Origin of the sequence: Iodobacter ciconiae, from assembly GCF_003952345.1 — a bacterium.
Lineage (GTDB): Bacteria > Pseudomonadota > Gammaproteobacteria > Burkholderiales > Chitinibacteraceae > Iodobacter > Iodobacter ciconiae.
The window spans coordinates 809,762-822,932 of the sequence record NZ_CP034433.1 but is presented as its reverse complement, the minus strand read 5'-3'; the positions used below and the strand labels follow the sequence as shown (position 1 = coordinate 822,932).

The following is a 13,171-nucleotide window of genomic DNA, read 5'->3' as shown; positions in this document are numbered from 1 at the left end:
TTATGTTGCACTGCGATAAGATCAAAAACGCGCCTTATTGACGCAGCCCGATATTTAAACCGACATAAGCGCCCATTGTTTGCCCATTACTCCCAATCATGAGGAAACAGACATGCTGATTGCTATTCCCGCCGAAGCTTACCCTGGGGAATTCCGGGTCGCGGCCACGCCGGAGACGATAAAAAAACTGATCAAAGCCGGGCATACTGTCAGAGTAGAAAGTACGGCGGGCTTACACGCTGCCATTAGCGATGCGGCCTATACCGAGGCTGGTGCAGAAATAGCTCTACACCCGGAAGCGCTTTACCAGGGCGCCCAGCTTATTCTTAAAGTTCGTGCTCCCCAAGCACATGAGCTTCCTCTGCTGCCCGATCATGCAGCCCTTGTCGCCCTGTTTGATATTCATCGCTATACCCATCTTGATACGCTGAACAGCAAAAATATCAGTGCCTATGCATTAGAACTGGTGCCACGTATTACCCGTGCTCAATCCATGGATGTTTTGTCGTCCCAGGCCAATATTGCAGGCTATAGAGCCATATTGTTAGCCACACAATACTACCCGCGCTTTATGCCAATGCTGATGACGGCAGCTGGTACCGTAAAACCTGCACGTGTCCTGATTCTGGGCGCGGGCGTTGCCGGTTTACAGGCCATTGCTACAGCTAAGCGGCTTGGTGCAATTGTGGAAGTCTTCGATGTGCGCCCGGCCACCCGTGAGCAGGTGGAGTCCCTAGGCGGAAAATTTATTGAAGTTGCGCTAAGTGAAGATGAAAAGGCTGCCACAGAAACCTCCGGCGGCTATGCCCGTGAAATGTCAGATAATTACAAGCTACGTCAAACTTTATTAATTGATCAGCAGGCGCGCCTGGCCGACATCATCATCAGTACAGCACAAATTCCCGGCAAAACAGCGCCCATACTCATCCCAGAAAAAACAGTAAAGGCAATGAAAGCAGGCTCGGTGATTATTGATCTGGCTGTGGATAGCGGCGGAAATTGCCCCTTATCCAGAGCTGACGAGGTGGTTCATAGCGAAAACGGCGTAGTGATTGTAGGCCATGGCAATCTGGCCAGCCTGCTGGCGGCTGATGCATCCGCACTGTATGCCCGCAATATGCTGGCTTTCATCAGCCTTCTGCAAGACAGCAGTGGCACTTATGCACCACATTTTGACGATGAAATTATTAAAGCCACGCTGATTAGCCATCAGGGCGTGCTTAGCAAAGTTTCCGAGCCAGCCCCCGTCCCGATACTTGCTCAGCCAGCCTGATAAATTCCATATCAATTTACGTCATGGCGGCTTCACCCGCCCCGCAAAAAGGAATATGCAATGTTTATTGAATCGGCCTCCGCCGTTGCAGAAGCAGGCAGCCATGCTCTGACAACTGACCCTTTTATTGGCAGCCTGACCATTTTTATTCTAGCTATTTTTGTAGGCTACCACGTGGTCTGGAATGTGACCCCGGCACTGCACACCCCACTGATGGCCGTTACCAATGCAATCAGCGGCATTATTGTTGTGGGTGCCATGCTGCAGGTCGTGGATATCAATGCGCAAGAAATCAGCCTGACCAGCGTATTGGGAGCTGCAGCCATTTTTCTGGCCAGCATAAATATATTTGGCGGCTTTTTAGTCACGCAGCGCATGCTGGCTATGTTTAAAAGGAAAGCCAGATAATGCAGAACCTCACCGCCGTTCTTTATTTAATTTCCGCCGTGCTGTTTATTTTATCGCTCAAAGGCCTGTCTTCCCCCCTGTCGGCCCAGCGCGGCAATCTTTTCGGCATGATCGGCATGGCGCTTGCCATCATCACCTCGTTTTTTGTGGCTGACAAACCCGTAATTTGGCTGATTCTTGCGGCAATGACAGCCGGTGCCATAGTCGGCGCTTATAAAGCCCGCACGGTCGCAATGACGGCTATGCCCGAGCTGGTTGCCGCCATGCATTCTTTGGTTGGCTTGTCTGCCGTACTGATCGCCATTGCCGCAATATTTCATTTAGGTGTTAGCCATAGTGGCATGCAGAAAGTCGAGCTGTTTATCGGCGCATTTATTGGTGCAATCACCTTTAGCGCCTCGGTGATTGCCTATGGCAAGCTATCAGGTAAGTTTGGTGCAAGAGCCATTAACTTTAAAGGCCAGCATGGCTTGAATCTGGTGCTGGTTCTGGCCATTCTGGGCTTTGGCACGCTGTATGTCTGGGGCGATAGCCAATCCTCTTTTCTAATCATGGTGGGTATTGCACTGGCACTAGGCGTGCTGCTGATTATTCCCATTGGTGGCGCAGATATGCCGGTAGTGGTATCAATGCTGAATTCTTATTCAGGCTGGGCTGCGGCAGGGATCGGTTTTACGCTGAATAATCCGGTGCTGATTATTGCCGGGGCCTGCGTCGGCGCATCAGGCGCAATTTTATCCTACATCATGTGTAAGGCCATGAACCGCTCAATTATCTCGGTGCTTTTAGGTGGCTTTGGTGCCGCCGTTACCGAGGCCGGCCCTGCCGGATCAGCACAAAAAAACTATCGCTCCGGCAGTGCAGACGATGCGGCATTTCTAATGGAAAACGCAGAAAAAGTCATCATTGTGCCGGGCTACGGCCTTGCCGTTTCTCGTGCCCAGCATGCTTTGCAAGAACTGAGTGATTTACTGAGCGCACGTGGTGTGGACGTTCGCTATGCTATCCACCCTGTGGCGGGCCGTATGCCGGGGCATATGAATGTGCTGCTGGCCGAAGCCGAAGTGCCCTACGACAAAGTGGTAGAAATGGAGGAAATCAACAGCGAGTTTTCTACTGCCGATGTTGTGCTCATTATTGGCGCAAATGATGTGGTCAACCCTGCGGCCAAAAACGATCCGGCCAGCCCCATTTACGGCATGCCGATTTTAGAAGCTTATAAAGCCAAAACGGTGATGGTGGTTAAACGCTCGATGAATGCAGGCTACGCCGGGCTGGATAATGATCTGTTCTATATGGACAGAACCATGATGGTGTTTGGCGACGCTAAAAAAGTCGTTGAGCAGATGCTGCAGGCGGTGCATTAAGAAATATTGAACGGCCAGGTTTTTAGCTCCACCCGGCGCTCAAATACATCAAATAACGTGGCTGGCCCATCCAAATGAAAATGGCCCGGAAAATGATCCGGGCCATTTTTATTACAGCAATCCAACCATCAGACGGCCGCTGGTTTATCTAAAGCAGGCTGATCCGTAAACTCGGGTGCAATTTCAGGCGCAGCCCCGGCAGCTAAAACATCGTGCTCTTCACCAAGCTCGTTTTCCCATTTACAAACCACTCCGGTGGCTACAGCATTACCAAGCACATTGGTAGCAGAGCGGCCCATATCCAGGAAATGATCCACACCCAGAATCAGCAAGAGACCTGCTTCAGGGATATTAAACTGCGACAAGGTAGCGGCAATCACCACCAGTGATGCACGCGGCACACCGGCCATGCCTTTAGATGTCAGCATCAGAATCAGCAACATCATGATTTTTTGCATCAGCGTCAGCTCGATACCATAAGCCTGGGCAATAAATAAGGTAGCAAAGGTGCAATACATCATCGAGCCATCAAGGTTAAACGAGTAACCGATCGGCAATACAAAACTGGATATCTTTTTATTACAGCCAAATTTTTCCAGCTGCTCCAGCGTTTGCGGATAGGCAGCTTCGCTGCTTGCTGTTGTAAAGGCCAGTAGAATCGCCCCGCGAATACGGCGTAATAAGCCAAATACGCGTGTTCTTAAAAATAAAAAACCCAATAACGTAATCACGCACCACAGAACAAAAATACTTGCATAAAAACCAACTACAAACTTGCCATACACCGCCAGTACCTCAATCCCTTCCTTGGCGATCACGGCAGCCATCGCAGCAAAAACAGCCACGGGTGCAAAATTCATGATGTAAGTGGTGATTTTAAGCATGACATGCGCAACTACATCGATCACATCAATCAGCGGTGTGGCCCGCTCACCCAAAGCGGCACCTGCTACACCAAAGAAAATAGAGAATACAACAATTTGCAGAATTTCATTCTTTGCCATTGCATCAAAAATGCTGGTTGGAAAAGCATGATGCAAAAAGTCTTTTAAATTCATTGTCCCTTTTGCGATACCACTTTCAGTACCCACTGCAGGCAGCGCCAGATTCAGGCCAACCCCCGGCTCCAGCACAGTCACCATCACCAGACCCAGCACTAAAGAGGTGATCGACATAAACATAAACCAGCCCATGGTTTTTAAACCAATCCGGCCAATTGCACCGCTATCACCCATTCTGGCAATTCCCACCACCAAGGTAGAAAACACCAGCGGTGCAATAATCATTTTGATGAGGCGCAGGAAAATATCACTAAGCAGCGATATATAAGAGGCAAAAGACGCAAGTGAAGCAGAATTATCTGCGTACTGGTTCACGACATAGCCACAGATTATCCCCAAAACCATAGCAAGGATAATGTACAAGGTTAAATGTTTAGACTGCATCAGAACTCTCTGTATTCTTACTAGGTAAACTAGGGCAAAACGGATAGCGACCAAGCTTCTTCAAGCTCTCGCTTTACGCTGCCTCTCTTTTAAAAAAGAAGCAGAAGTGAGTGGATTCCATTTGGGTCTGAAGTTTACTTAATTTTTGTTTTTGAATTAGCGAAAAATTCTCACCATGCGCCTTAAATTTCACGCCATTACACCGCAAGTCTTACATGTGCGCATGTGCATTATTTACATACAACAGGGATGGGCGGCAATTTAAAGCAGCTTAATAATCCAGAATCATGCAGTCCAAACAGTTATGCAGACTGGGTTTTTAGCCTATGCCAGCGTATTTTATGGGAAGGAAAAAACTGCCTGTATAGCCCCAGAAATGTTGCACTTCCAATCAGGGCCAGCACCAGCCAGGGTAAGCCGCTGATCAACAAAATGCAGGCTAATCAGCAGAAAAACCAGAAAAAACCCACAAACGGCCAGCATGTTATCCAGCATAATAAAACGCCGCCCCAGCCACCTTGCCCGCTCTGCCCCAGCCATTTTGCATTCCCCGTAATGATTAATGCATATTCTCTGCCGTGGCCAGTTATTACAGAAGCCATGAACTGCTAATAATTAATATGGATTTTACTTATGGCTCTGACAATTGATGATTTGCAATTACTGATCGACATTGTGGCTTGCGGCAGCTTTAGTCAGGCAGCAGCAAGACGCAGCTGGTCTCACCCCCAGGTCAGTCAGCGAGTTGGCTTGCTCGAAGCCGAGCCTGGTGCACAATTATTTCAGCGCCACCGCCGGGGAGCGATTCCCAGCACCGCCTGCCTGTCTTTCTTGCCTGCGGCACAGCAAGCACTGGCTGCGCTGGAATCAGGCAGAACAGTAATCCAGGGCGCGCCAGCCCTGCCAAAAATGACACTGGCCTGTATGCCCTCATTATAGCTTCTGTGGTACTTGCCCCCATTCTGGTGGCCCTTGCTAAAGCACCGATGGAAATCCGCTGCAGCACCGATCACTCTCAAACCATTATGGAAAACCTGCTCAGCGGCAAGGCTCAGCTGGGCTTTATCATCAAATGCCCCTCTGTGGCAGAAATTCAAATGGAGCGTATCTGGCGCTCACCCATTATTGCCGTAGTGCATAAACGTCACTCACTGGCCAAAGCCGGGAAGCTGACACTGGCCGATATTGCCAATGAACAACTGGCACCACAATTCTGGGACGATGGCTGTGATCAGCTCATCAATCAGCTACGCAGCTTGCGTAGTGTAAGCGGACCAATTCACGCCATTCAACCCGCCAGCGCCGCACGTGAAATGGCAATGGAGCATGGCTTTTTAACTTTTATGCCGGAAGTGGCTGTAAAACGGGATTTACACGAAGGCCGGCTCATCAAGCTGACCATAAGTGATTGGCCGCTTCGGGAATGGGAGGTGATGATGGCCTGGCGCAGCGGCAAGCGTGCAGACATCAGTAAACATCAGGTCATTGATACCGTCAGGGCAATGGCAGCAGATTGGGCCTAGCTCCCCCTGAATATGACAGGCTGCCCGCCATTTCAGTTATTACGTAAAAAATACGGCAATAAAAATACAACTTTTATTCAAACGATTCATCTTTCGATATAAATGACGCTATTATTTTTCAACAGCAAAGCGTATTTTTTCTATATCTACAGCATTTAAATACTTTGGAATATTAGTCCACATTGAATGGTAGCCATAAGCACCATTTATTAATTCATCCAGAGCCTGCTCTTTGCTCCAGCCCTGATAAAGAATACGGTACATCGCCGAAATCAAACCTGTTCTATCCGCGCCATGCAGGCAATGCAGTAAAACCGGCCCCTCTGCCTGCCTGATAGCCCGTAATGCCTCAATGACTTCTTTATCATCAATATCCCAGGTATTCATCGGTACACGAACAGCTTTCAGCCCTGTGTCTTTTAGAATTTTCTGATCCGAATGAAAGGCACGCAAACTCACCACTGTTTTCACGCCTAATGACTGGATCAGCGATAAATCTTTAGCATCAAGCTGTGCACTACGATAAAACTGTGGCGTTATCCTGAATAAATTAGCCGAATGTTCGATAGGCTCGGCCCATTCCGCTTTACGCACCGGCCCTGCAGCATATGCAGGCATAGCCAGAAACACCACAATCAATAATTTGAATATCATATTTAACATCAACAACCCTTATAAAAAGGTAAAAGTAAAACAACAGGGGCAAATCATTGATTTGCGCCTGCGCCATACTGAAATAATACCTGCCTACCGCGCCAGTACCTTATCAAGCACCTGCCGCCCTGCAGTAATCTGCCCAAGAGCACGTGCTTTTGCACTCATCTCGGCAAGCCTGGCAGGATTATCTAATAAATACCGTATCCGGTATTCTAAGGTCACCGCATCAAACGCTTTTAGCGCCACGCCTTGCTCTAATAAGAAATCCGCGTTGCGCTCTTCCTGCCCCGGAATCGGTGAATTAACAATCATCGGCAGCCCCATCGCCAGGCATTCGGAAGTAGTCAGGCCACCGGGTTTGGTCACAACCAGATCAGCGCATACCATCAGCCGCTCTACTTTATCGGTAAAACCCTGGGGCAAAACACGGCCCGGATAGCGTAAAGATAAAGCTTGCAATGCCGCCAAAGCAGCCTCATTTTTACCTGCCATAACAATCAGCTGAAAATCCCCCTCCAGCGTCAGCAACCGTGCGGCAATGGTATCCAGACTACCCAAACCTGCTCCACCACCCATTAATAAAATGGTCGTACGTTTAGCATTGAGACCAAGCTCTGCCGCGCACTGCTCACGGCTGGCAACAGCAGCAAACCCCGGCATAATCGGGATGCCTGTTACGCTGATTTTTTCAGCAGCAATACCCTGTGCCCGCATGCGAAAAGCCACTTCATCATTGGCAGCAAAATAGCCTGCCATGCCCTCATGTACCCACATTCTGTGCAAATCAAAATCAGTAACCTGCACCCAGACAGGACAATCTATAGCCCCCTTTTTTAAAAGCCTGGATAAAATATCCGCAGGTAGAAAATGTGTGCAAATAATAGCATCCGGATTAAAGTTCGAAATTTCTTTTAATAAAGCACGCGCATTCATCCGTTCCAGTTTTTTACGGACCTTTTCAATTGAGCTGTCCGCCTGGGCATCATTAGTAAAATGATATAGATACCCCCATAATGCGGGCGCTTTATTCACCAATTTAATATAAAAATCGGTATATAATTTTCTAAACCCTGCCGTTACATATTGCATTACATCTAAATGAACCACCTCCGGCCGGGCATCACTTATATTTGCATACGCACGAATAGCCTCGGCAGCACGTACATGCCCGGCGCCTGCAGAAACACTCAATAATAATATTTTCTGCATATGCTTTAGATACACTTGTAAAAAAATAATAAACGAGCATAGCACTAATAATATAGTGCAGCGAATAACCAGTACCTACTATTGCAAATAGTAAATACACAGGCAATCAGCATCAGTGATTCATTTTAAGAATCATTTGCCCGCTTTTTAAACTTATATCAAAGCGCTTAATTACATTCATACCTAATAAAACCTCATCACCGAGCTGAGGCACCACACCGACGGTCAGGGCTTTAAATTCAAAAGGACCAAATAAAAGCTGATCAAGCCGGGACTGATAGCCTTCAACTTCACCATTCGCTGTTTGCGAAATAAAAGGCTGGCCAACTTTTAACTGTAAACGCTCAGCCAGCGCAGCCCCCACCGTCACCGTGGTGGCACCGGTATCAATAAGCAGCACCACAGGCTGGCCGTTGATACTGCCGTTTAAACGAAAATGGCCATCACGGGAACGCTGCAAAATTAATTCCTGCCCCTGCCCGGCTAAAAAAGTACGCGTATTCGGGTTATATTGATGCGCTAAAAAAACATTAAATCCCCCATAAATCCCCGCCGCAACCAATAACCAAACCACAACAATTGAAAACGTCGAACGCATACTCATACCCAGGATGCAAAAGGCCATAGTACACCCAAGTTTATCAATACAATCCACCAGCATGAGCGCTAAAACCCGGCTAAAGCCACCCTGCCGCTTTAGCCTGATCAAATGTAAGCTGGCAGCCCGATCAGCTCATCCATATCAAGACCATCATCTAAAACCCAGCTCAGATCACGATTTATTACCGAAAGAGCTTTCAATAAATCAGCAGCAAGAGATTTAAAAAACAGGTGATTAATTTAGGGTACGTCACAGCAAAAAGTAAGATCAAAAGAGAGCGCAGCTCAACGCTCCCCCCTTAAAAAAGGAATGAGTGCACTACGCCAATCACTTACCCCAGGCACCACGCCGCACCTTACTTACTTTGGCAGGTTTACGGCTGGTGTTTTGTTTCTGTAACAGCTTATCAATTTGCTCGGATGTGGATTGCATTAAAGACTCGGCCATTTCACCACTCGGGAAGGTATCCGGCATTCTGAACCCCAGCCATGCGTAAGCAGAATACAGCTTGCAAGTGTCTTCCAAGTATTGCAATTCATTGCGCCCACCCATGCCATCCATGCGCAATAACGGTGCGGCACGGCGTTTGGCACGGGCCTGTGTCCAGTCTTTAAAGGCGGATTCCAGCATCGCAAACTTGGTAGAGATCGGGCAAAGGCTGAAGACAAAGCGATCGGTCAGCGGCAGATTCAGCGTATCCAGCCAGCGGGCTTTTTCAATTTGCTCGCTTAAATTGGCAGGCAAGAAAAACTCATCATGCACATTAATATGTTTGGCAAACAGCTCCAGCAAAGGCTGCAATTTAGTCTCGCCGGTCGCACCGGAAATCTGCTGCAAATAATCCAGATTGGGCGACACAAAAAAGCCGGTGCTCGGTAAAGGCTCTGAGGTTTGCTTTAATAATGCGGCAATTATCTGATGGGTTTTAGCATCCAGCCCCGCCACAAAGCCTGCTTCGTGCTCGCCAAAACGCCCGGCCCGCCCGGCAATCTGCTTAGCCAGCGAGGCGGCAATCGTGCCTTCGGCGTAGCCATCCCATTTATTGGCGGTGGTAAAAATAATCCGTCTGGCGGGCGTATTAAGACCCATGCCAATGGCATCCGTGCCAACCACAATTTTAGTTTCCCCATCAATAAATCGCTCGGCCTGCGCCTGACGCACTTCAGGAGATAAATTGCCGTAAATCGCTGAAACTTTAAAGCCCTGCTCAACCGCCTGATCACGCCAGTTCAGCACTTCACGGCGGGAGAACGCAATCAGCACATCGCCTGCCTGCAAATTAGACAAGGAGCCGAGTGGTTTTTTTTCCATTTCCAGCGGCGACATACGCTGTAGTTTTCGTACTTCTAATGTGCCACCAACCCGTTTCACCAAAGATTCAATCGCAGGCTGTGCTTCCAGCGCGCCAAGCAAATACACGGTGCTGGCGGGCACGCCACACACTGCAGCCGTCCAGGCAGCACCACGATCCTGGTCTTCTAAAAGTTGAATTTCATCAATCACCGCCACTTCAACCACCCGATTGGGGTTGAGCATTTCGACCGTGCTGGCCACATGGGTGGCCTCTGGGTGTAGCTTTCTTTGCTCGCCGGTAATCAGGCTCACCGCCACACCCGCATCCGTTAAGCGGCGATAATTTTCTAAAGCCAGTAAACGCAGCGGGGCCAGGTACACACCCGATTGGGCCTTCATCAAATGCTGCATGGCCGCGTGGGTTTTACCCGAATTAGTCGGGCCAAGAATGGCAATAAAGTGCCGTGGCATAGCTTGCGCCACGGTGAAAGATTCAGGATACAGCGATAAATTCACGGCGTTATGGGTTTTATCTGCCTGACGCGTAGCGGCCTTGCCGCCTTTAAGCGCGGCTATCCTATCCAGCGCTAATTGGCAGCGAAACCGCGCCAGCTCGTATTTAGCCTGAAACGCCGCAAGTGTGGCGGTGGGATCCAGATCAAAATCACGGGCTATCGTCAGCACTTGCCCGGCGCATTGCACAAGCTGCGCTTCTAATTTGGCACGTGCTTCGTCGTTCCAGCGCGCTTTAAGCATGGCAAAACGCGCAGCACTATCAAGCTTGCGCCACTTGCCGCTTTTACCTAAAAAGCCTTCATCCGGCACCAAGTGATAGGGAATACGCAAATCATTAACAACAATTTCACCCTGCACAGACACCGCATAGCAACCATCGGTCGTTACCAGCGTGGCGTGATAGGTGTGCAAGTAATCGTGGATTAAGGAAATTTCTGGAGCATCACTGAGAGAGTCGGTCATAAGGTCTACTGTATTCAAGATCAAAAATGGCTAAACGCCTTAAGAAGCAGTATACAGCAGGCCCTTCAGGCCCGAGGCAGTCAGATTATTGTGGCGAGGCCGTCGTCGAGTCTTCGTCATCCACCCATTCCCGCCACACAGCGAGCGCCACAGCTAAAATCACCGGCCCTAAAAATAAGCCCACCAGGCCAAATGCGGCCAAACCTCCCAATACCCCGAACAGCGCCAGAATAAACGGAATATCCACGACCTCGGACAAAACTAAAGGCCGCACAATATTATCAACCCAGGAAACAACCAAAACGCCCCAGAGCAGCAGGCCAATACCTGCCGCAGTTTGCCCGGTAAAAAGCAACCACAAGCCCGCAGCCCCCCAAACCAAGGGCGTACCAAAGGGCACCATGGCCAGCAATACCGTCACCGCAGCCAGGGTAATCGGTGCGGACAAGCCTACCGCCCAGTACCCCAAACCCGCCACAGCCCCCTGAATCAGAGCGGTCAGTACAATGCCGTAAACCACGGCCCGCGTGGTTAAAGCCACCGTCTGCAGGTAACCCTCTGCACGCTCACCCAGCAAGGAAATACAAATGGTGCGAACCTGTCTGGCCACGCTGGCACCATGTAAATACACAAAAAACAAAGTAAATAGCGCAAAAACTAGCTTAATCATGTTTTTACCAATCCCGCCCAAAGCGGCAAAGGCGTAGGCATCCAGCTGGCGTAACTGGGTTTTAAGCTCAATGCCGATTCTGGCGGGCTCTGCCAGCAGCGCACCAAGGGAGGCACTTAGCTCTGCACCTACTATCGGCAAATTAGCAATGAAAGCGGGTGGCCTGACGCGTCCGGAACCGAGCTCTGCAGTCAGCAAATCAATCAGCGGGCTGCTTTCAGCCCTTAGCAAAAGCAACAACCAGATCACCGGGAACACCACCAGCGCCGACATCAGCAAAGTCAGCATTAATGCGGAAGCGGTTGCTCTTTCACCTGTTTTCTTTAATAAAAACAGGTACAAAGGCCAGGTTGAAAAAGCAAGAATCCCGGCCCACAACATGGGAATAACAAAGGGAGTGAGCACCACAGACACCGCCAGGCCCAATAATCCCAGAAACATCCCCAGCAGCAGCCTCTTTGCCAAAGGGTTGGCGGTAAGTTCACGCATCATTCAAACTTGTCCGAACGTAAGACTTCAACATCCTGCAAAAACGCCACCATGGCGTAATTAGCAAAATAGGTGGCCTGCAGGTGCAGCAGCGTCGATTCGGCCATGGCCCGCGGAAAAACTATTTCAATGCGAATATTGGCAGATTTGGTCCATGCGCCCTCACGCACACCATGGCTGCCCCGGCCACGCGCATCCGAAATGGTATAGCCACGCACACCTAGCCGGTCTAAATCGCGCACTAACACCTGCTCTATGGCGGCCTCTGTAATTACCGTCAGCAGCGTGCGTATCTGGGTATTCAAACTCATCCGGCAACTCCGATAAAATAACTGGCCCATCGGTGATAGAGGGGAATACCGATCAGGATATTGAAAGGAAAAGTAACGCCCAGTACGGCCGCCAGAGAAATCACCGGATTCGCCTCAGGAATGGCCAGCCGCATCGTGGCAGGCACAGCAATATATGAGGCACTTGCAGCCAGCGTAGCCAGCAAGGTAACACCACCCAGCGATAAGCCAAGCAAGATGCCGCATCCAATTCCCAGCACAGCGCCCAAAAGCGGCATCAATATGGCAAAGGACAAAATAAACAGGCCGCGTTTTTTGAGCTCATCCATCTGATGGCTCACAATCAACCCCATTTCCAACAAAAACAGCGCCAGTACCCCTTTAAATAAATCAAAAAACAAAGGTTTAATCGGAGCCAAGCCATCAGGGCCTGCGGCCCAGCCAATAAACATGCCGCCCAGCAATAAAGTCACGCCTTTACCCAGCAAAGCTTCATGCGCCAGCGCGCCCCAGCGTGTTTGCCTACTTACGCCACGCATCAGCACGATGCCCACCAAGATGGCAGGGACTTCCATCACCGCCAAAAAGATGGTCATTTGCGATTCAAAGGGGATATCCCGCGTCATCAGCCAGTTCACCCCGACGGCAAAAGTCGCCACGCTGACCGAGCCGTAATGAGCCGCCATTGATGAGGCATCAGCACGTGAAAAACGCCCGATATACTGCAAGATGAGAAATGCAATTAAGGTGAGTACAAGCCCCAGCACCACCACAGCCAAAAGCTGTGGCAATAAGGGTACAAGGGCTTGGGATGCAAGACCTTGCCCCCCTTTCAAACCGATGGCAACAAGCAGAAAAACAGAAAGGGATTCGTACAAGGCGACGGGCAGTTTTAACTCTGAACGCAACAAGCCCGCCGCCAGGCCAAACAGAAAAAACAGGACAACGACATCAATCATCTAGCTGCC

14 protein-coding genes are annotated in these 13,171 nt (G+C 49.6%); 6 read left to right on the top strand and 8 right to left on the bottom strand.

Translation table 11 applies throughout. From position 1 onward, the window contains the following. Positions 1-112 precede the first annotated feature (112 nt). From EJO50_RS03660 to EJO50_RS03650, 3 genes are read left to right on the top strand one after another with little or no spacing between them, the layout of a single operon-like run. Entirely contained in the window at positions 113-1,273 is a 1,161-nt protein-coding gene (locus EJO50_RS03660) for a Re/Si-specific NAD(P)(+) transhydrogenase subunit alpha (RefSeq protein ID WP_125971680.1), read from the top strand. 60 nt (positions 1,274-1,333) lie between these two features. Continuing rightward, positions 1,334-1,681 (top strand): proton-translocating transhydrogenase family protein, encoded by a 348-nt coding sequence (locus tag EJO50_RS03655; RefSeq protein WP_125971679.1) that lies wholly within the window; start codon positions 1,334-1,336, stop codon positions 1,679-1,681. Further along, the gene (locus EJO50_RS03650) at positions 1,681-3,048 is read left to right on the top strand and encodes an NAD(P)(+) transhydrogenase (Re/Si-specific) subunit beta (protein ID WP_125971678.1); all 1,368 of its coding nucleotides are present in this window, start codon (positions 1,681-1,683) and stop codon (positions 3,046-3,048) included. Before EJO50_RS03655 ends, EJO50_RS03650 begins: the two co-directional genes overlap by 1 nt. A gap of 128 nt (positions 3,049-3,176) precedes the next feature. Here the strand turns inward: EJO50_RS03650 and EJO50_RS03645 are convergent, their stop codons facing one another. Next, a complete protein-coding gene (locus tag EJO50_RS03645; protein ID WP_125971677.1) occupies positions 3,177-4,493 on the bottom strand; it encodes a dicarboxylate/amino acid:cation symporter in 1,317 nt (438 codons plus the stop codon). Positions 4,494-4,718: 225 nt separating this feature from the next. On the opposite strand from EJO50_RS03645, the gene EJO50_RS03640 reads away from it, so the two are divergent. From EJO50_RS03640 to EJO50_RS03635, 3 genes are read left to right on the top strand one after another with little or no spacing between them, the layout of a single operon-like run. Then, on the top strand, positions 4,719-5,105 hold the full coding sequence (locus EJO50_RS03640) for a hypothetical protein (RefSeq protein ID WP_125971675.1): 387 nt from the start codon (positions 4,719-4,721) through the stop codon (positions 5,103-5,105). A 21-nt stretch (positions 5,106-5,126) separates the two neighbouring features. Further along, on the top strand, positions 5,127-5,432 hold the full coding sequence (locus EJO50_RS17250) for a helix-turn-helix domain-containing protein (RefSeq protein ID WP_206434443.1): 306 nt from the start codon (positions 5,127-5,129) through the stop codon (positions 5,430-5,432). A 5-nt stretch (positions 5,433-5,437) separates the two neighbouring features. Then, entirely contained in the window at positions 5,438-6,016 is a 579-nt protein-coding gene (locus tag EJO50_RS03635; protein WP_206434442.1) for a substrate-binding domain-containing protein, read from the top strand. 111 nt (positions 6,017-6,127) lie between these two features. Here EJO50_RS03635 and EJO50_RS03630 read toward each other — a convergent pair whose 3' ends face one another. The 7 genes from EJO50_RS03630 to EJO50_RS03600 all read right to left on the bottom strand — a co-directional run bounded on the left by EJO50_RS03630 (position 6,128) and on the right by EJO50_RS03600 (position 13,162). After that, positions 6,128-6,679 (bottom strand): dual specificity protein phosphatase family protein, encoded by a 552-nt coding sequence (locus EJO50_RS03630; RefSeq protein WP_125971673.1) that lies wholly within the window; start codon positions 6,677-6,679, stop codon positions 6,128-6,130. An 84-nt stretch (positions 6,680-6,763) separates the two neighbouring features. Continuing rightward, positions 6,764-7,882, bottom strand: a complete 1,119-nt coding sequence (locus EJO50_RS03625) for an MGDG synthase family glycosyltransferase (protein WP_125971672.1) — start codon at positions 7,880-7,882, stop codon at positions 6,764-6,766. A gap of 112 nt (positions 7,883-7,994) precedes the next feature. Next, positions 7,995-8,480 (bottom strand): retropepsin-like aspartic protease family protein, encoded by a 486-nt coding sequence (locus EJO50_RS03620; protein ID WP_164521421.1) that lies wholly within the window; start codon positions 8,478-8,480, stop codon positions 7,995-7,997. A gap of 330 nt (positions 8,481-8,810) precedes the next feature. Next, complete coding sequence (locus EJO50_RS03615; RefSeq protein ID WP_125971668.1) at positions 8,811-10,754, bottom strand: helicase-related protein; 1,944 nt, start codon at positions 10,752-10,754, stop codon at positions 8,811-8,813. A gap of 85 nt (positions 10,755-10,839) precedes the next feature. Further along, positions 10,840-11,916: an AI-2E family transporter gene (locus tag EJO50_RS03610; protein ID WP_206434441.1), complete on the bottom strand. Its 1,077-nt coding sequence runs from the start codon at positions 11,914-11,916 to the stop codon at positions 10,840-10,842. Further along, positions 11,913-12,224 carry a P-II family nitrogen regulator gene (locus EJO50_RS03605; protein ID WP_125971666.1) on the bottom strand — a complete coding sequence of 104 codons (312 nt, stop codon included), beginning with the start codon at positions 12,222-12,224 and terminating at the stop codon, positions 11,913-11,915. Before EJO50_RS03605 ends, EJO50_RS03610 begins: the two co-directional genes overlap by 4 nt. Then, positions 12,221-13,162, bottom strand: a complete 942-nt coding sequence (locus EJO50_RS03600; protein WP_125971664.1) for a sodium-dependent bicarbonate transport family permease — start codon at positions 13,160-13,162, stop codon at positions 12,221-12,223. The genes EJO50_RS03605 and EJO50_RS03600 overlap by 4 nt, the downstream gene beginning before the upstream one ends. Positions 13,163-13,171 lie beyond the last annotated feature (9 nt).